The sequence below is a fragment of the Leptobacterium meishanense genome (assembly GCF_037645805.1).
Classification (GTDB): domain Bacteria; phylum Bacteroidota; class Bacteroidia; order Flavobacteriales; family Flavobacteriaceae; genus Leptobacterium_A; species Leptobacterium_A meishanense.
The window spans coordinates 101,381-121,576 of record NZ_JBBEXE010000001.1 but is presented as its reverse complement, the minus strand read 5'-3'; the positions used below and the strand labels follow the sequence as shown (position 1 = coordinate 121,576).

General features: G+C 36.4%; 16 protein-coding genes. 11 read left to right on the top strand and 5 right to left on the bottom strand.

The features are described 5' to 3' along the window. Nucleotides 1–42 precede the first annotated feature (42 nt). Both WBG21_RS00540 and WBG21_RS00535 read left to right on the top strand, forming a co-directional pair. Nucleotides 43–2,214: an endonuclease MutS2 gene (locus WBG21_RS00540; protein ID WP_340073682.1), complete on the top strand. Its 2,172-nt coding sequence runs from the start codon at nt 43–45 to the stop codon at nt 2,212–2,214. A 6-nt stretch (nt 2,215–2,220) separates the two neighbouring features. Beyond that, nucleotides 2,221–2,637, top strand: a complete 417-nt coding sequence (locus WBG21_RS00535) for a thiol-disulfide oxidoreductase DCC family protein (RefSeq protein WP_340073680.1) — start codon at nt 2,221–2,223, stop codon at nt 2,635–2,637. 2 nt (nt 2,638–2,639) lie between these two features. On the opposite strand, the gene WBG21_RS00530 is transcribed toward WBG21_RS00535, so the two are convergent. Genes WBG21_RS00530 through WBG21_RS00520 form a run of 3 tightly spaced genes read right to left on the bottom strand, consistent with a single transcriptional unit; the run spans nt 2,640 to nt 7,983 of the window. Continuing rightward, a complete protein-coding gene (locus WBG21_RS00530; protein WP_340073679.1) occupies nt 2,640–3,941 on the bottom strand; it encodes a dicarboxylate/amino acid:cation symporter in 1,302 nt (433 codons plus the stop codon). 10 nt (nt 3,942–3,951) lie between these two features. Further along, the gene (gene aroC, locus WBG21_RS00525) at nt 3,952–5,016 is read right to left on the bottom strand and encodes a chorismate synthase (protein WP_340073677.1); all 1,065 of its coding nucleotides are present in this window, start codon (nt 5,014–5,016) and stop codon (nt 3,952–3,954) included. Between the two features lie 60 nt (nt 5,017–5,076). Continuing rightward, a complete protein-coding gene (locus tag WBG21_RS00520) occupies nt 5,077–7,983 on the bottom strand; it encodes an FAD-binding and (Fe-S)-binding domain-containing protein (protein WP_340073675.1) in 2,907 nt (968 codons plus the stop codon). 75 nt (nt 7,984–8,058) lie between these two features. Here WBG21_RS00520 and WBG21_RS00515 point away from each other — a divergent pair, with 75 nt between their 5' ends. The 3 genes from WBG21_RS00515 to WBG21_RS00505 all read left to right on the top strand — a co-directional run bounded on the left by WBG21_RS00515 (nt 8,059) and on the right by WBG21_RS00505 (nt 10,558). Next, entirely contained in the window at nt 8,059–8,547 is a 489-nt protein-coding gene (locus WBG21_RS00515) for a hypothetical protein (RefSeq protein ID WP_340073673.1), read from the top strand. An 84-nt stretch (nt 8,548–8,631) separates the two neighbouring features. Continuing rightward, on the top strand, nt 8,632–9,747 hold the full coding sequence (locus WBG21_RS00510; RefSeq protein WP_340073671.1) for a TlpA disulfide reductase family protein: 1,116 nt from the start codon (nt 8,632–8,634) through the stop codon (nt 9,745–9,747). Nucleotides 9,748–9,871: 124 nt separating this feature from the next. Continuing rightward, a complete protein-coding gene (locus WBG21_RS00505) occupies nt 9,872–10,558 on the top strand; it encodes a DUF4369 domain-containing protein (RefSeq protein ID WP_340073669.1) in 687 nt (228 codons plus the stop codon). On the opposite strand, the gene WBG21_RS00500 is transcribed toward WBG21_RS00505, so the two are convergent. Beyond that, complete coding sequence (locus WBG21_RS00500) at nt 10,559–11,206, bottom strand: rhomboid family intramembrane serine protease (RefSeq protein ID WP_340073667.1); 648 nt, start codon at nt 11,204–11,206, stop codon at nt 10,559–10,561. Between the two features lie 56 nt (nt 11,207–11,262). Here WBG21_RS00500 and WBG21_RS00495 point away from each other — a divergent pair, with 56 nt between their 5' ends. Further along, on the top strand, nt 11,263–12,153 hold the full coding sequence (locus WBG21_RS00495; RefSeq protein WP_340073665.1) for a lysophospholipid acyltransferase family protein: 891 nt from the start codon (nt 11,263–11,265) through the stop codon (nt 12,151–12,153). Here WBG21_RS00495 and glmM read toward each other — a convergent pair. Next, nucleotides 12,150–13,538, bottom strand: a complete 1,389-nt coding sequence (gene glmM / locus WBG21_RS00490) for a phosphoglucosamine mutase (RefSeq protein WP_340073663.1) — start codon at nt 13,536–13,538, stop codon at nt 12,150–12,152. The genes WBG21_RS00495 and glmM overlap by 4 nt on opposite strands. A 73-nt stretch (nt 13,539–13,611) precedes the next feature. Between glmM and WBG21_RS00485 the strand changes: the two genes are divergently transcribed. From WBG21_RS00485 to WBG21_RS00465, 5 genes are read left to right on the top strand one after another with little or no spacing between them, the layout of a single operon-like run. Then, nucleotides 13,612–14,196 carry an acyl carrier protein phosphodiesterase gene (locus WBG21_RS00485; RefSeq protein WP_340073661.1) on the top strand — a complete coding sequence of 195 codons (585 nt, stop codon included), beginning with the start codon at nt 13,612–13,614 and terminating at the stop codon, nt 14,194–14,196. Continuing rightward, nucleotides 14,193–15,881 carry a gamma-glutamyltransferase gene (ggt, locus tag WBG21_RS00480; protein ID WP_340073659.1) on the top strand — a complete coding sequence of 563 codons (1,689 nt, stop codon included), beginning with the start codon at nt 14,193–14,195 and terminating at the stop codon, nt 15,879–15,881. The genes WBG21_RS00485 and ggt overlap by 4 nt, the downstream gene beginning before the upstream one ends. Nucleotides 15,882–15,895: 14 nt before the next feature. Next, on the top strand, nt 15,896–16,468 hold the full coding sequence (locus tag WBG21_RS00475; RefSeq protein WP_340073657.1) for a TMEM175 family protein: 573 nt from the start codon (nt 15,896–15,898) through the stop codon (nt 16,466–16,468). Nucleotides 16,469–16,527: 59 nt separating this feature from the next. Then, entirely contained in the window at nt 16,528–19,362 is a 2,835-nt protein-coding gene (gene uvrA / locus WBG21_RS00470) for an excinuclease ABC subunit UvrA (RefSeq protein ID WP_340073655.1), read from the top strand. Nucleotides 19,363–19,392: 30 nt separating this feature from the next. Then, nucleotides 19,393–20,082, top strand: a complete 690-nt coding sequence (locus WBG21_RS00465) for an LOG family protein (RefSeq protein WP_340074247.1) — start codon at nt 19,393–19,395, stop codon at nt 20,080–20,082. The last annotated feature ends 114 nt before the right edge of the window (nt 20,083–20,196 follow it).

Sequence of the window (20,196 nt, the reverse complement as noted above, 5' to 3'; positions counted from 1 at the left end):
ACGTTACTTTTGTATCTCTCAAAAATAGGGTTAAAAACCACAATGAACAAGATTCATCAAAAAACCTTGGAAGACTTGGAATTTGATACTGTGAAAGCACATATATCAATGTTATGCTCCACTGGTTTAGGCAAAAAAAAAGCACAGGATTTAGTTCCTTTTACCAAAAAGGAAGAAATGTTGAGTGCCCTATCACAAACATCTGAATACCTTTCTTCTTTTGAAAACAATAACAGTATTCCGGCTCATGGCTATGATGATATTTCTATAGAGCTTAAGCTTATACAAATTGAAAATACACATATTGAGACAGATGGTTTTAAAAAAATTGCCTTCTTGTCAAAAACAGCAAACACCCATATTGTATTCTACAAAAAATTTAAAGAATATTATCCTGAATTGCATAAAATGGCAGAGGATATCCCTTACACAAAAGCTATTATTAAAGAAATAGAAGGCGTCATAGACCGATTTGGGGAAATCAAAAACGACGCTTCTGAACTGCTCTCAGACATTCGGAATTCAATTAATAAAGTCCGGGGGCAAATAAGTGAAAGCTTTGTGAAGGTCTTGAATACAAGCCATACGGCCGGCTTTCTGGACGATATTCGGGAGACAGTTGTCGATAATCGAAGGGTGTTAGCAGTAAAAGCCATGTACAGGCGTAAGGTGAAAGGCGCCATCATGGGAAGTTCTAAAACAGGAAGTATTGTTTACATAGAGCCGGAAACAACTTTGAAGTATGCCCATGAATTAAATAACTTAGAATACGAAGAGAAAGAAGAGATCAACCGAATATTAAAAGTACTTACTGATTTTCTTCGACCCTATGTTGAATTATTGGAAAAATACCAATATTTTCTAAGTTCGATCGATTTAGTAGCCGCAAAGGCCACCTATGCAGCTAAAATGAACGGATTATTGCCAAAAATTACAGAAGAAAGAACACTGAACCTTATTTCTGCGTACCACCCACTACTCTATCTAACTAATAAAGAAAAAAGCGAAAAGACATTTCCTCAAGACATTTCACTATCGTCAGAAAACCGGATTATTGTGATATCAGGCCCAAATGCCGGAGGAAAAAGTATTACACTTAAAACTATTGGGTTACTTCAGGTTATGTTACAAAGTGGATTACTGATACCTGTACACACTAAAAGTACTTTTTGTTTATTTGACCGTATCCTTACCGATATTGGCGACAACCAATCCATAGAAAACCACTTGAGCACCTATAGTTATAGGCTTAAGAACATGAATTACTTCCTTAAAAAGTGTAATGACAAAACACTTTTCTTAATTGATGAATTTGGTACAGGAAGTGATCCTGAATTGGGAGGTGCCCTTGCAGAGGCGTTTTTAGAAGAATTTTATCATCGAAATGCATTTGGGATCATTACCACGCATTATGCAAATCTGAAAATGTTGGCAAATGAATTGCCTCATACCACGAATGCTAACATGCTTTTTGACAACAAGACATTGCAACCTACCTATAAATTAGTTTTAGGCCAAGCTGGAAGTTCTTTTACATTTGAGGTAGCGCAAAAAAATGGTATCCCCTACGGTCTCATAAATCGAGCTAAAAAGAAAATTGAGCGTGGAAAAGTCCGGTTTGATGCTACTATCGCTAAACTACAAAAAGAGCGCAGCAAAATGGAAAAGACTTCTTCTTCTCTTAAAGAAGAAGAAGTAAAGGCCCGTGAAGAGTCAAAACGGTTAGAAATATTAAATGAAAAAATTAAAAACAAACTTGAAAATTATCAGGAATTGTTTGACAACAATCAGCGGATGATTGTTCTTGGAAATAAAATCAACACTATATCCGAACGTTATTTTTATGATAAAAAGAGACGCCCGCTTATTGCAGAATTTTTACGAATTATAGAAACAGAAAATAGTAAACGTAAAAAAAATACTCCAAAAGAAAAAAAAGAGGCTAAAATCAAAAAACAAGAAATAAGCCAAGAGGTTACCAAAAAGATAGCAGGCATCCGAAAAAAGAAAAAACAAGAAAAAACAAAAGCCGTACGAGAAGAAATTAATAAGCCAAGGCCTGTATTGAAAATTGGTGACCGTGTGAGGCTTCCTGATGGAAAAGCTATCGGAAGTATTGACATTATTAAAAAAAATAAAGCCATAGTAAATTATGGTTTGTTTACTACCAGTATTGATGTTGGACAATTAGAGCTTGTTGAAACAAAAAAATAATGTATTATGATAAGCATCCCTAAAGGAAAAAAAATAATATTGTTTGATGGTGTGTGCAATTTATGCAACGGATCCGTCAGGTTTATTCTGAAACGTGACAAAAAAGAGGTCTTTTTGTTCGCAGCATTGCAAAGTGAAGTCGGAGAACAATTGGTAAAAGAACGGAGCATAGACACATCAGTCATTGATTCCATTATTTTAATTGACCCGGGCATTGCATATTATGCCCGTTCTACTGCCGCTTTAGAAATTGCTGAAGAATTTGGAGGCTTATGGAGTATATTGAGGGTTTTTAAATGGTTATTACCGACATCCTTAAGAGATTGGTTTTATGATATTATCGCAAAAAACCGATACAAATGGTTTGGCAAAAAAGAGCATTGTATGATCCCTACCCCCGAACTAAAAGCCCGTTTCTTATAACCTTACTTTTTGTAGTGATCATCCCAGTTTTTAACATGTGGGTCGCCTAGCTTCCCTACTGATTTTGCTACCAACATAGAAACGGCTGCATCACCTGTTACATTCACGGTAGTTCGGCACATGTCCAATGGCCTGTCAACTGCGAAAATAAGTGCCAATCCGGCTTCCGGTATGCCCGCCTGCGCCAAAACAATAACTAACATTACCATCCCTGCTCCCGGAACCGCAGCTGAACCAATAGAGGCCAACGTAGCTGTGGCAACAATACCTAATTGGGTTGCGAAACTTAGTTCCATGCCAAAAGCCTGTGCAATAAAAACAGCTGCAACTGCTTGATACAAGCTAGTTCCATCCATATTGATGGTTGCCCCTATAGGCAACACAAAACTGGTAACTTCTTCTTCTACCCCTAAATGTTCCTCAACACGTTCCATGGTTACAGGTAATGTGGCTGCACTAGAACTTGTTGAAAAAGCTAATAATTGCGCCGGAGCAATCCCATTAATAAAGAATTTTGGTGTTTTTCCCGTAAACAGATAAACAATGAAAATGTAGACAACTATCATTAAAATTAATCCAATAACTACTGATAATGCATACCACAATAAGGCTACAAACAAATCTGTATTTGGCGCCTCTACAACTAAAGCAGCTAACAATGCAAAAACACCGTATGGAGCAGCTAGCATAATGATATCAATAAGTTTAAGGATCACTTCATTAAACCCGTCAAAAAAAGCTTTTACAGGTTTAGATGTTGCTTCAGGGATAAGAATAAGGCCTATGCCAAAAAAAATAGCAAAGAAAATTACTTGAAGCATATTTCCATTATCAGTTGTTGCTTTAAAAATATTGCTTGGTACTAAATCTTCTAGAGGCTGTAAAGGTCCTGCCTCTTTTTGTTTTTCCGCCTGGGCTATTCTTGTGTCAGCGTCTCCTCTATAGTTTTCCATAAGCTCTGTACGGGTTTCTGCTGAAATAGATTTTCCAGGTTTGACAAGGTTAACGATTGTCAATCCTATAGACACTGCTATTACTGTTGTAATTATATAAGTAGCAATAGTTCGTCCTCCCATCTTTGAAAGCTTGGAAATATCTTTTAAATCAGAGACCCCTTTGATTAAAGATGCTAAAATAAGTGGAACGGCTATTAACTTTAAGGCATTTATAAAAATAGTGCCGAATGGTTTTACCCAATCGGTAACCAATTTAGGTCCCCAAGAAAATTGGGTCATTAAAAATGCAAACAATACGCCTGCGATCATTCCTAAAAGGATTTGCCAATGCAATGCTATTTTTTTCATCTATCTGTAGTTATAATGTTATCGATTTATTTAATAAATAATGGTCTGCCAGCACCAATGCAGCCATAGCTTCTACAATAGGGACCGCCCTTGGCACTACACAAGGGTCATGTCGCCCTTTCCCTTTCATTTGTACCTGTTCTCCCTTGTCATTGATGGTAATTTGTTCTTGAATTAGTGTAGCTATAGGCTTAAAAGCAACTTTAAAATAAATGTCCATTCCATTGCTGATACCTCCTTGAATACCTCCTGAGTAATTGGTTTTGGTAGTACCATCTTTGTTATACAGATCATTATGCTCGCTTCCTTTCATAGTGGCTCCCATAAAACCACTGCCATACTCAAAGCCTTTCACCGCATTAATAGATAGCATCGCTTTTCCCAAATCGGCATGTAGTTTATCAAAAACCGGTTCGCCTAGTCCTACCGGAACATTTTGTATCACACAAGAAATAACTCCGCCTACTGTATCGCCTTGTTTCCGTATTTCCTTAATGTATCTTTCCATATCAAGAGCTACGGCAGTATCAGGACAACGGACAGTATTCTCTTCGGTCTTAGAAAAGTCAAGGTTTTCATAGGGCATGTCTAGTGCTATTTTTCCAACAGCGGATACATACGCAGTAATCTTAACTTTTTTAAGTAGCTGCTTTGCTATTGCTCCTGCCACTACTCTACTCGCCGTTTCCCTGGCGGAACTTCTACCACCACCTCTGTAATCTCGAAAACCATATTTTTGATCATACACATAATCAGCATGGCTCGGGCGGTAAGTATCTTTTATATGAGCATAATCTTTTGATTTTTGGTCTTCATTGTATATCACAAAACCAATAGGCGTCCCCATTGTTTTCCCTTCAAAAATGCCGCTAAGAAAATGTACTGTATCTGACTCTTTTCGTTGAGTTACAATAGCAGATTGTCCCGGTTTTCGGCGATCTAACTCATTCTGAACAGCATTAAGGTCAACCAATAAGCCTGCCGGGCAACCATCAATGACGCCTCCTATAGCTATGCCATGTGACTCTCCGTAGGTTGTGAGCTTGAATAACTTCCCGAAGGAATTGCCTGCCATTTTTTATTCGTTTTGAGCAAATGTAATTTTTAAATTAGAGAAACAAAAATTAAATACCGATTATAGCAATGCTTCTTTAAGTATGGTAACCGGATGTTTTGCTATACGTCCTGTACCATCTAATATTTGATGACGGCAACTAGTTCCATTGGCTGCAATAATAACATCAGAGGCAGTTTTTTTGATAGCAGGGAATAGTTTTAATGATCCTATTGCCATACTGACGTCATAATGTTCGTTTTCATAACCAAATGATCCCGCCATACCACAGCAACCTGAATTTATAAGGGTTACCGTATAGTTTTTAGGTAGGTTCAGCATATCAAACGTATATTTTTGATTTGATAATGTTTTTTGGTGACAGTGAACATGAATTTTTACCTGCTGTTTTTCTTTTGTGAACTGATCTGGCGTTATAGTACCTTCATGAACTTCTTTTACTATGAATTCTTCTATTAATAAAGAGTTTGATAAAATATACTTATTGGTATTTTTACGATCTACTAATCGTTTATATTCATCGCGAAATGACAAAATAGCTGATGGTTCCAGCCCAATTAGAGGGACTTCATCAGAAATAAGATCTTTTAATCTGTCAACATTATCAACCGCAAGCCTTTTAGCGGCCTTTAGAAATCCTTTTGAGAGGTAGGTACGGCCACTTTCACCATAAAATAAGGTTATATTATATCCTAAACGCGTCAGCAATACAATAGCATCTTTACCTACTTCTATGTCTGTATATTGGGTAAATTCATCAATAAAAAGAATTATTTTTTTATGTCTAACTTTTTCATTTTTAGTTAGATATAAAAACTTATCGAAATTGATACTTGATACTTTTGGAAATTTTCTTTTTGAAGCAATTCCAAAGCTATTTTTGATCATTTTCCCAAATAACTGATTATTCATAAGTTTATTTGACAACCAAGGAAAAGTAGCTGCTATTTTATTAAAACGTGTGTTATGCGCAAATAACCTGTCTCGTAGGCTACTTCCATGCTGCTTTTGGTATTGATACAGAAATTCTGTCTTTAATATTGCTACATCCACATTACTAGGGCATTCACTACTGCATGCTTTACAACTGAGGCACAGATCAAAAACTTCTTTTAACTCTTTCTGATCAAATTTGTTTGGTTTACCAGAATTTGTTAAAAACTCCCGAAGAGCATTGGCACGGGCCCTGGTAGTATCTTTTTCATCTTTAGTCGCATGATAACTTGGACACATAGCCCCGTTTGATAAATGTGTCTTTCGGCAATCGCCACTGCCATTGCATTTTTCAGTAGCCCTTAAAATCCCCAGAGAGTCTGAAAAATCCAAAAACGTATCAATAACAGGCTCCTTTCTATCTGCCTCATAACGAAGTGCTGCATCCATAGGGAACGGATCAATTATTTTTCCGGGATTGAATATGTTTTTCGGATCAAACGCTTGTTTTAACTGTTTCAGGATCGTATAATTTTCACTTCCAATCATTTTTTCAATAAACTCAGCCCTAACAATACCATCTCCATGTTCGCCACTTAATGATCCCTTATATTTTCTAACCAGTTCGGCTACCTCTGTAGTGATTGTTCGAAATAACTTTACGTCTTCTTTTTTCTTTAAATTGAGAATTGGGCGCAAATGTAACTCTCCTGCCCCTGCGTGGGCATAATACACCACTTTTTGCTTGTGTTTGTTCATTAATGCTGAAAATGCATCTATGTACGGAGCTAAATCATCTATAGCTACGGCAGTATCTTCAATACAGGCAACTGCTTTTTTGTCACCGATCATGTTTCCTAACAAACCAAGCCCTGCTTTACGTAACTCCATTGCTTTATTGATATCCTCACCGTAGAGGACAGGGTTTGCATAACTCAAACCGGAATTTTTTAGTGCTTCAACTAAAAAGGCCACTCGCGTATTTAAAGTATCGGGATCATCGTCATGTAACTCTAACATTAGAATAGCTTCGGGATCACCTTCAACAAAAAAACGGTTCGGTAGCTGCGTTTTGTTGCTTTTAGTACAATCTAAGATTACCTTATCCATCATTTCACAGGTGGCAAGATCATGTTTCATACATGGGGCAACCGCCATACAAGCAGCTCTGATCGTTTTAAAATGAGCAGCGACCATAGCATTGTTTTCGGGTGGGAGTTTGTCTAATTTCAATGTTATCCTAGTCGTAAAAGCTAATGTTCCTTCACTACCTGCAAGCAATTTACACATATTAAAAGGTTCTCCTGACTCCTTAAAAGGCTGCATTTTGATAAGTTCGTCAATGGCATAGCCCGTGTTACGTCGGTGTATTTCTGGTTTTGGAAAATTCTCAACGATTTGTTTTTGGGTTTCTACAGAAGTTAAGGATTCATAAACTGTTTTATAGAGTTTTCCTTCTAAATCCTTCTGTTTTGTTTTTTCAATAAGATGACTACCTGAAAGAGGCTCAAATACAACTTCACTTCCATCGCTTAAGATAGCTTCTATGGCAAGTACTTTATCACGGGTAACTCCATACTTTATAGAAGTAGTTCCACTGGAATTGTTCCCTACCATTCCTCCTATCATACATCGGTTGGAAGTAGATGTATTAGGGCCGAAGAACAATCCGCATGGTTTTAGATACTGGTTCAATTCATCCCGTATAACACCGGGTTCTACGGTAACTGTTTGTGCCTTCTTGTCTACAGACACTATCCTTGTCAAGTATTTAGAGGTATCTACAACTATTCCTTCACCTACACACTGTCCGGCCAATGATGTTCCTGCTGTTCTAGGAATCAATGAAGTCTTATAGTCCCTTGCATAAGCTATCAAGCGTTTTATGTCCTTTTTATTTTTTGGGTAAGCAATGGCTATAGGGTGTTTTCGATAAACGGAAGCATCTGTGGCATAGATTGCTTTATGCAATTCATCAGTGAAAATTTCACCTTCTAAATCAGCTTTTAGTTGTTGAAGGGAAGTGCCAGTCATTAATTTTAACACGTTGCATCCGTTTTTTGTAAAAATAACGTTATATTTAATTACAACTCTTAAATAAATATACAAATGAAAAAACTTTTTTTAATTGGCTTTTTAGCATTGGGCTCCATCAATTATGTTTCTTCACAGCAAATCTCAAAAAATGCATTGGGTTTGCGTTTAGGAGATGGTGATGGTTTTGGTGCAGAATTAAATTATCAGCGTGGTATTGGTGAAAACAACCGTTTGGAATTTGGTCTGGGTTGGCGTGATGAAGATAATTTTGATGCTTTTCGGCTTACCGGACTTTACCAATGGGTATTTCTACTGGAAAATAATTTTAATTGGTACGTAGGTGCAGGCGGCGGTTTTGGAAATGTTGATTTTGATACCGGTTTCATGGGTGGCGATGATAGCGAGTTTTTTATTTTCGTAGCAGGTGACATCGGAATTGAGTACAATTTTGATATTCCATTGCTCATCTCGTTAGATTTTAGACCTGAAATTGGGTTTAAAGACTATAATGACGATTTGGGGTTTGATATTGCGCTAGGAATCCGTTATCAATTTGACTAAGTGCTATATAATTATGTTAAATCCTTGCCTTATAATGTAATGAATTATTAGGTTTGCAGACGAAATAAAAAAACTAAGGATCTCATGAAAAAAATCTTAACCTACATTTTTGTTGTTTTTGTTCTAGCATCTTGTGATAAGGCCTTAAATGGAAATGAGTTTGTAGTTAATGTCTCTATAGAAGGTATTGAAGATGGCAGTAAAGTAATTCTCAGAAAAGCGGATGCTAACTACCAACCTATTGACATTGATTCTACAGAGGTGTTAAACGAACAATTTTCTTTACGGGGAGATGCCAAAATAGCAGACATGTACCATATTGTTATTGATGGTTTACAAGGGAGCTTGTCTTTCGTTACAGAGCCCGGGGAGATTACTGTTACTGCATATAAGGATAGTATCTTTTCTTCAATAATTACAGGAACTCCATCCAACGATGATTATTATGCTTATGTGACATCTTCTGCCAAGAACAGAAAGCGCATAAACAACTTAATAGCAGAGTATAGACAGGCTGCTCAAGAAAACAATACACCTTTAACTAATGATATTGCGAGGAAAATAAATAAAGTAAGGAATGATATCCGAAATTATGACCTGACTTTTGTAAAAGAACATCCGGACTCCTACATGGCTCCATTATTGATTGAGCAAATGCTCCAGAGCAAATCACAGCCTATTAGTGTAATTCAAGATATTTATACTCCTATATCAGAAAGAATTAAATCGACGACATTAGGTCAAAAAATTAATAATATCATTGAAAATGCTGCAAAAGTAGCTATCGGGGCCATTGCCCCGGATTTTTCGGCACCTACCCCTTCAGGTGAATTGCTGGCATTGAACGATGCAAAAGGAACTGTTACGATTGTTGATTTTTGGGCTGCCTGGTGTAAACCTTGCCGTATAGAAAATCCTAATTTGGTTAAGATCTATGACGCTTATAAAGGAAAAGGGTTGAATATTGTGAGTGTTTCTCTTGATAAGACCATGGACCATTGGAAAAAAGCTATAGAAGAAGATCAATTGCCTTGGGACCATGTTTCTAATTTAAAATACTGGCAGGACCCTATTGCGAAATTATACAATGTAAATGCGATCCCTGCTAGTTTTATACTGGATTCGGAAGGAAAAATTGTAGCGAAAGACTTAAGAGGGTCTCAATTAGAGGCAAAAATAGCTGAATTACTAGCTCCATAAATACGTTTAGTTGTAGATAACAAAACCTTCTAAATTTAGAAGGTTTTTATTTTTTATAATGTTCAAAAACATTCCTATGAATCATTACATTTGCATATCTATAGAAACATTATCTTAAACAACTATGAAAAAGCTATTCGTACCCCTATTAATTCTATCATTCGCTGCTTGTAATAAACCAAATAACAGCTATACCGTAACAGTATCTATAGCAGGTATTGAAGATGGTAAAAAAGTATACATCCGAAAAGCAGATCAAATCAACCAACTCACAAATATTGATACTACAGAAGTTTTGAACGGTAAAATTTCTTATAAAGAAATTGTCGATGGCCCGGACATGCGCTATATTTATATAGAAGACGTCAACGGTAATATAGCATATATTGCTGAGCCAGGAACTATAGATATTACTGCATATAAAGATAGTATCAATGCTTCTAAAGTTGAAGGAACGCCATCAAATGAAGAACTGTATGATTTTATCAAAGACTCGAAAGTTATCGGAGATAAAATGGTTGCACTGAGAACCGAGTATTCCAAAGCATTTCAATCAGGCGATACTGTTACAATCAGTACATTACAAGAAGTATTTTCCGATCTTCAGCAAGAGGCACAGGCATATGATATCAATTATGTTAAGGCAAATCCTGAATCATTCATTTCTGTAATGTTGATAGAACGAATGCTTCTGATGCATTCCAGACCTCTTGATACTGTACAAAAATTATATAATGAAGTTCCCGAGTCATACAAGAATTCGCGGGTAGGGAAAAATATTGTTTCTATGATTGAAACGGCTAAACAGTAATTAACGCTTTTTTGTTTTTTCTAAAACGAATAAAATAAGTATTGGAATTGCCAATAAAGCAACCATCAATGGGTGTTCAACAAGCACTTTAGGACGAAAAACCATTGTGACTAAATAACCGCCTACTGCTCCTCCAAAGTGAGCAGTATGGCCAATATTCCCTAATCTATTTCTCATTCCGTAGATGGAATATAAAAGATATCCAATCCCAAAAGCATAGGCTGGAATCGGAATAGGTATAAAAAAGAGGTATAGAGACATCTCAGGGTACAATAATATGGCCGAGTAGATAACCCCCGTAACAGCCCCACTGGCTCCGACAGCACTATAGTGATACTCTGCCTTGTGGAAGAAGAGTGCTAACAAACTACCGGAAATAAGGCTTAGCAGGTATATAAATAGAAAATACCCCCCCCCTAAATAATTAATAACTACATCAGAAAAAAAGAATAATGTAACCATATTGAATAACAAATGCGTAGTATCAACATGTAAGAAACCTGAGGAGAACATTCTATAACGTTCTCCACGCTGAACTGCACCTATGTGAAATTTATACTTTTCGAAAAATGAAAAATCATTAAATCCTTTGATTGAAAACAAAACATTGGCAGCAATAATGCCGATTACGATACTGTTTAAACTCATAATTTTTATCGTGATTACGAATCAAATATAGTTATATTTGCGCAGAATAAAATTGCATGCAATTACTGATCTACATACTAGCATATCCATTATTATGGTTAACCTCATGCCTACCTTTCAAAATATTGTATTTTATTTCTGATGTAGTTTATGTAATTGTGTATCGTGTTATAGGATATCGAAGAAAAGTAGTTAAAAGTAACCTCAAATTGGTCTTCCCGGATAAATCTACACTAGAAATAAAGAAAATAGAAAAAAAGTTTTATAAACATATGTGCGATATGTTTTTGGAAATGATCAAAACCATGAACATATCTGCTGAAGAAATGAAAAAGCGCTTCACTTTTACCAATGTGGAAGCGTTGTTACAATTGGAAAAAAAAAATGACATTATACTTCTATTTCCTCATTATGCCAGTTGGGAATGGGTCATTGCTCTAAATCAGTATATTGACTCTAAAGGGTATGCTATTTATCAACGTATCACTAATAAATATTTTGATAGGCTTGTTAGGAATATCCGCGAAAAGTTTGGAACTACTCTTATAGAAACTAAAGAAACCAAACAAATTATTGATGATAATAAAAGAAATGGGATCAGGAGCATGTATGGTATCCTAAGCGATCAGTCCCCTAGACTAAAACAGGCTATCTACTGGAAAGAATTTATGGGAATAAAAGTGCCTGTTCATGTAGGGTCAGAGTTAATAGCCAAAAGAACAGGCTTATCCGTTGTGTATTTTAAAGTCCGAAAAACCAGAAGAGGATTTTATCAAGGTACTTTTAAAATATTGGCAAAAAACCCTGAAGAATACCCTGATTTTGAAATAACCGATCTCTTTTTAGAGGAAGTTGAAAATCAAATAAAAGCACAACCCGAATATTATTTCTGGACACATAAACGGTGGAAACATTGTAATAAGCTTCCTGAAGAACTCAAAAGTTAACTATTTGTGATTTCTCTTATTTCAGTAATCATTTTATCGGCTAATAAATCTGCTTCTTCCTGTGTTTTTGCTTCAGTATATATCCTAATAATAGGCTCTGTATTTGATTTTCTTAAATGCACCCAGTTTTCGGGAAAATCTATTTTAACACCGTCTATGGTAGATAACTCTTCATCTACATACTTACTTTCAACTTCTCTAAGGATTTTATCAACATCTAAAGATGGGGTCAATTCAATTTTCTTTTTGCTCATATAATAGCTGGGGTAACTATCTCGAAGTTTTCGAGCACTAACCCCTCTTTCAGCTAAATGTGTTAAAAACAGGGCCGTTCCAACCAAAGCATCCCGGCCGTAATGTAACTCTGGATAAATAATCCCTCCATTACCTTCCCCTCCAATAATTGCTTTACTCTTTTTCATCAGTTCCACCACATTCACTTCTCCAACAGCACTGGTTTCATACACTCCACCGTGTTTTGCTGTAACATCACGCAACGCCCGAGAAGAAGACATGTTGGAAACAGTATTCCCCGGTGTCTTACCTAATACGTAGTCAGCACAGGCGACTAGGGTATATTCTTCTCCAAACATTTCGCCATCTTCACAGATGAAAGCTAGCCGGTCCACATCCGGGTCCACCACAATTCCTAAATCTGCTTTCTCCTTAACCACTAACTTAGAAATAGCTGTTAAATGCTCTTTTAATGGTTCAGGGTTATGTGGAAAGTGGCCATTAGGATCACAATACAACTCTACCACTGTTACCCCTAGCTTTTTCAATAATTTTGGAACGGCTATGCCTCCTGTAGAGTTTACTCCGTCCACTACTACTTTAAAACCTGCTTTTTTGATCTTTTCAACATCTACTAATGGTAATTTTAATACCGCTTCAATATGAATATCAATATACCGATCATTAATGGTAACTTTCCCTAGATTATCTACCTCAGAAAAATTAAAGGCTGCTTTTTCAGCAATAATCAATATTTGAGCTCCATCAGCCGCACTTAAAAATTCTCCTTTTCCATTCAACAATTTTAGTGCATTCCATTGCTTGGGGTTGTGGCTTGCCGTGAGAATAATTCCACCATCTGCTTCTTCTAAAGGTACAGCTACCTCTACTGTTGGCGTAGTAGACAAACCTAGGTCAATTACATCAATTCCTAAACCTACAAGAGTTGAAACCACTAAACTTTGAATCATTTCACCTGATATACGCGCATCCCTTCCTATAACAACTTTAACCTTTTCTTTAGTTGTTTGCCCTTTGAGCCATGTACCATATGCTGCTGCAAACTTTACCGTGTCTATCGGTGTTAAATTTTCTCCCGGCATTCCTCCTATAGTGCCTCGTATTCCTGAAATTGATTTTATTAATGTCATAACATTTCAATAATGTTGCAAATATACAATTCCGTCTTAGGAAATGTTTAATATGAATTTGTAAATTCGGAAAATGAATTTTTTAGCACATATTTACCTCTCAGGAGACGATTCCCAGGTGATTATCGGTAATTTTATTGCTGATGGTATTCATGGTAAAAAATACACATTGTATCCTTGGGGTATCCAGAAAGGGATTTTATTGCACCGAGCTATTGATACTTATACAGACACACACCCTATATTTAGAAAAAGCACAAAAAGACTTCATGAAAAATACAGTCACTATAGTGGTGTTATTGTAGATATTTTTTACGATCACTTCCTTGCAAAGAATTGGAATGATTATTCAAATATCCCTCTGGAAAAATACAGTGCTAGTTTCTATGAGCTAATCCAAGAAAACATACATGTTTTACCCTTACATGCCCAAAGAATGGTTCCACACATGGTAAAAGGAAATTGGTTGTTGAGTTATAAAACTGTTCAAGGTATTGAAAATGTGTTGCAAGGAATGGACCAACGAACAAAATACAATTCTAAAATGAATGAATCTATTCATGAGCTAAAGAAGTATTATAATAGCTTTGAATTAGAATTCACTTCTTTTTTTGAAGAGTTAATCATTTTTTCTAAAAGTAAATTAATGTCCCTATGAAAAAAACTTTGATTCTCCTGACAACGTTTTTTCTTCTTTCTTGCCAAAGAAGTAAAACTCCTGCACCTCCTACCGGATATGTAGCAGAAAATGCAATGATCGTCTCTGCAAGAGAAGAAGCCTCCAGAATAGGTGTCGAAATTTTAAAAAAGGGAGGGAATGCTTTTGATGCCATGATAGCTACAGAATTGGCACTTGCTGTTGCATACCCATATGCCGGAAATATAGGCGGTGGTGGTTTTATGGTCTATAGAAAAGCTAATGGCGAGACAGGAGCGTTGGACTATCGTGAAAAGGCACCTTTGGCTGCATATAAGGATATGTATCTCGATTCATTGGGTGAAGTAACCCCTGGAAAAAGCATCTTTGGTGCTACTGCAGTTGGTGTACCAGGAACTATTGCGGGTATATTTGCTGTTCATGAAAAATTTGGCACCTTACCCATTGAAACAATCATAACTCCTGTAATACAACTTGCTGAAAAAGGGGTTGTTGTTACTCAAAAACAACAAAACAGGCTTGATAAATACCGGGAACAGATAATCCGGGAAAGTGGGGACTCTACATATTTTGCATATCCATACAAAAAAGGGGATTCGCTAAAATACCCTGCAATGGCAAATACCTTAAAGCAGATCATAAAAAATGGAAAAGATGGTTTTTACAAAGGAGAAACTGCTAAAAAACTGGTTGATTTTATACAGAAAAAAGGAGGTTATATCACATTAGAAGATTTAGAGCAGTATGAGGCAAAATGGAGAACCCCCGTTATTTTTGATTATAAAGACATCAAGATCATAACCATGAGCCCTCCTTCCAGCGGAGGGGTTACTTTAGCACAAATAATGAGAATGATAACCCCCTACCCTATAGTACAATACGGGCACAATAGCTTGAAAACTATTCAGGTCATTACTGAGGCAGAACGAAGAGCTTATGCTGATAGAAACTATTTTTTAGGAGATCCTGATTTTATAACCATCCCTTTGGACACATTGCTCAATGATACATATCTTAAAAATCGTATGGAGTCTTTCTCTTTTAAAAGTGCTACTCTTTCAAGTGAGGTAGGACATGGGGACATTCGGGTTATTGAAAGCAATGAAACCACACACTACTCTATTGTAGATAATTATGGGAACGCCATTGCTGTAACCACAACCCTTAATGGTGCTTACGGATCCAAATTATATTGTGATGAGCTTGGTTTTTTCCTCAACAATGAAATGGATGATTTTAGTGCTAAACCCGGCACCCCTAACATGTTTGGGCTTATTGGAGCTGAAGCCAATAGTATTGCACCTCAAAAAAGAATGTTAAGCTCCATGACGCCTACCATTGTAGAAAAAGATGGAAACTTATGGCTAGTATTGGGTACTCCGGGAGGATCTACAATTATTACTTCCGTTTTACAAACTATTTTAAATGTCCATGAATTCAACATGAGCATGCAAGAAGCAGTCGATGCACCAAGATTTCACCATCAATGGCTTCCGGACACGATTGTTTTTGAACCAAACGGTTTCAAAGAAAAAAACCTTCGTATACTTGAGAAAAAAGGATATAATATAAAACAGGACAACACAATTATCACAGGAAAAGTAGATGCCATCCGTGTACTCCCTGATGGTAAATTAGAAGGTGGTGCCGATCATCGTGGTGATGATAAAGCTATTGGTTACTGATAAATAATAGAACTATGACAAAAGGACGACTTGAAGCATTTAGTGATGGTGTACTCGCCATAGTGATTACCATAATGGTTTTAGAAATGAAAATTCCTCAGGGAGATGAATGGGCTACTCTGTTACCCCTATTTCCGGTGTTTAGTAGTTATGTATTAAGTTTTATCTATCTGGGAATCTATTGGAATAACCATCATCACTTATTTCAATCCATTCAAAAAGTAAACGGTAACGTATTGTGGGCAAATCTTAATCTTTTATTTTGGTTATCCCTAATACCATTTGTAACCGGATGGATGGGGCAAAACAATTTTTCTACAAGAACGGTCATTTTATATGGAGTTGTCCTTTTTATGGCGTCTATTGCTTTTAATATACTATCGAGTGTTTTAATTAATATTCACGGTAAAGATTCCTTTCTTGGAAAAGCTTATAAAAAAGATATAAAAGGAAAAATATCTATAGGGATTTATGCCGTGGCCATCGGACTTTCTTTTATAAATAAATGGATTGGTTTTTTTCTATACATCGTAGTCGCCATTATATGGATTATTCCTGATAAACGTATTGAAAAAGTACTTGATTAACTAGAATACATATAGCTTTTTAAATAGCAAAATTGTAGTTTTGCAGTTTTCACCACTCTATGGCAATTCACGAAGAAAACATACAAGTAAAAGGCGCACGCGTTCATAATCTTAAAAATATAGATGTTACCATTCCAAGAGAAAAGCTAGTGGTTATTACCGGGCTTTCAGGAAGTGGTAAATCATCATTGGCTTTTGACACCATTTATGCAGAGGGTCAACGCCGTTATATTGAAACTTTTTCCGCATATGCGCGACAGTTTTTAGGAAACCTTGAACGTCCTGACGTGGATAAAATAGATGGGCTATCCCCTGTTATTGCTATTGAGCAGAAAACAACATCAAAATCCCCGCGCTCTACTGTTGGAACAGTTACTGAGATATATGATTTTCTAAGGCTATTGTTTGCAAGAGCTTCTGATGCTTTTAGTTATAATAGCGGAGAAAAAATGATAAGTTATACCGATGAACAAATAAAAGAACTTATCACACAGGATTTTGAAAACAAAAAAGTAACTATATTATCACCGGTAATCCGTTCACGAAAAGGACACTACCGTGAATTATTTGAGCAAATAGCCAAACAAGGATTTATAAAAGCCCGGGTAGATGGTGAAATAATTGACCTTGAACCAAGAATGAAAGTGGACCGGTACAAGACACATGATATTGAAATTGTTATTGACCGACTTCAAATAATCAAAGACAACGATACTCAAAAACGTCTGATGGAGACAATCAACACGGCTATGTATCACGGTGACGATGTGTTAATTGTGCTAGATAATGATACTAAAAAAACACGTTATTTTAGTAGAAACCTTATGTGTCCGTCCTCAGGTATCTCATACCCCAATCCTGAACCCAATACATTTTCATTCAATTCTCCAAAAGGGATGTGCCCTAAATGCAATGGTTTAGGGCATGTGCATGAGGTAAACTTTAACAAGGTCATTCCCGACAAAAAAAAATCTATACGAGATGGGGGTATTACTCCATTGGGGGGGTATAAAAAATCCTGGATATTTAAACAGTTAGAGATTATTGCAGCACGATATGAGTTCAAACTAGATGACCCCATAAGTAGTATTCCAGAAGAAGCTCTTCAGGTTATTTTAAATGGAGGCAACGAAAAGTTTTCAATTGCATCAAAAGTCATGGGTATTACGCGTGATTATAAGATTGATTTTGAAGGTATTATAAATTTCATTGAAAACCAGTATAAAGAAAGTGATAGCGCCTCCATAAAACGTTGGGCAAAAGGATTCATGGATAAAAACCAATGCCCTGAATGTAATGGTTCTAGGTTAAAGAAAGAGTCTCTCTATTTCAAAATAAATGAAAAGAATATTGCTGAACTGGCGGCAATGGACATTACAGACCTAGCCAATTGGTTCCAATCTCTTCCTAAGCACTTATCTGAAAAACAATTCAAAATAGCTGAAGAAGTACTCAAAGAAATAAATACCCGTATCCAGTTCTTGCTTGATGTAGGATTGGATTATCTTTCCCTAAACCGAAGTTCGAAATCACTCTCAGGAGGTGAAGCACAACGAATCCGACTAGCTACCCAGATAGGGTCGCAACTCGTTGGGGTCCTGTATATTTTAGACGAACCTAGTATAGGGTTGCACCAACGTGATAATGAACGTTTAATAAAATCACTCCTGTCACTCCGTGATATCGGAAACTCTATTATCGTCGTTGAACATGATAAAGATATGATTCTTCATGCGGATCATGTAATTGATATTGGCCCTAGGGCAGGTAGACATGGAGGGGAGGTTATTTCTGAGGGAACTCCCAGTCAAATACAAAAGCACCAGACACTAACAGCTGCTTATTTAAATGGGAATAAAGAAATAAAAGTTCCATCAGAAAGAAGGAAAGGAAATGGAAAATCCATTGTATTAATGGGTTGTTCAGGAAACAATCTAAAAAACATCAATGTTAAATTCCCTTTAGGCAAAATGATTGGGGTTACCGGAGTATCCGGGAGTGGTAAATCAACATTGGTTAATGATACCCTCTACCCTATTTTGAACACTCATTTTTTCAATGCCCTAAAAAAGCCAATGCCTTATAAAAAAATCGAAGGTGTTGAAAATGTTGACAAAGTAATTGAAATTGATCAATCCCCTATCGGACGAACCCCCAGGTCTAATCCAGTAACTTATACAGGCGTGTTTAGCGAAATCCGAAGTTTATTTACGCAAACACCTGAGTCAATGATTCGCGGTTATAAACCGGGACGTTTTAGTTTTAATGTAAAAGGAGGACGTTGTGAAACCTGCCAAGGGGGTGGATTACGCGTTATTGAAATGAATTTTTTACCTGATGTATATGTAGCATGTGAAACATGTCAAGGAAAGCGATTCAATAGAGAAACACTTGAGATCCGGTATAAAGGAAAATCCATTGCCGACGTATTAGAAATGACTATTAATGAAGCTGTCAGCTTTTTTGAAAACATCCCAAAAATATACCGAAAGCTAAAAACTATACAAGATGTAGGGCTTGGTTATATTACATTAGGACAACAATCTACTACACTATCGGGGGGTGAGGCACAACGCATAAAGCTTGCTGCTGAACTTTCTAAAAAAGACACCGGAAACACTTTTTATATTCTGGACGAACCCACTACAGGGCTGCATTTTGAGGATATTAGAGTACTTATGGAAGTGTTAAACAGGTTAGTTGATAAAGGAAATACCGTACTGATTATAGAACATAACATGGACGTTATCAAAATGGTTGACCATATTATTGACATTGGTTATGAAGGAGGAAAAGGAGGTGGAGAAATTGTCATTACAGGGGTTCCAGAAGAAGTGGCTTTACACCCCAATAGTTATACTGCCAAATTCTTGAAAAAAGAGTTACATTCGTAATCTATATCTACAATTATTATAATGACCAAAATGAGAAAAGAGCAACATAATAAAGAGTGGAATGAGATAAAAACAAACGACTCCTGGGCTATATTCAAAATAATGGGTGAGTTTGTAAGTGGTTTTGAAAAAATGAGTGTCATTGGCCCATGTGTATCCATATTTGGCTCTGCTAGAATAAAACCGGGACACCCATACTATGAGCTTACAGAACGTATTGCAAAAAAAATTGTGGAATCAGGCTATGGAGTTATAACTGGTGGCGGTCCGGGAATTATGGAAGCAGGTAACAAAGGGGCGCATTTAGGTGGCGGTACATCTGTAGGCTTAAACATTGACCTCCCTTTTGAGCAACATGATAACCCATATATTGATCGGGATAAAAACCTTAACTTTGATTACTTCTTTGTTCGAAAAGTAATGTTTGTAAAATATTCCCAAGGGTTTGTGGTAATGCCCGGAGGGTTTGGAACATTAGACGAACTTTTTGAAGCCATTACGCTTATACAAACAAAAAAAATAGCCCGTTTCCCCATTATCTTGGTAGGGACTGATTTTTGGGAAGGTCTTTTTGATTGGGTGAAAAACACGTTACTAGAAAAATTCCAAAAAATAAGCCCTGAAGATTTAAATCTTGTACAAATAGTGGACAATGAGGACGAGGTTATTGAGGTGTTGGATGATTTTTATAAAAAATACAATCTTAGTCCTAATTTTTAATCAATAGATGGGGTTTTTGTATTTGATAATGTTTAATTAAGAACAGTACGCCCTTAATATAAGAAATATAACAAGTCTACGTTCAATCAATAGATGTTGTATGTAAACCAATGA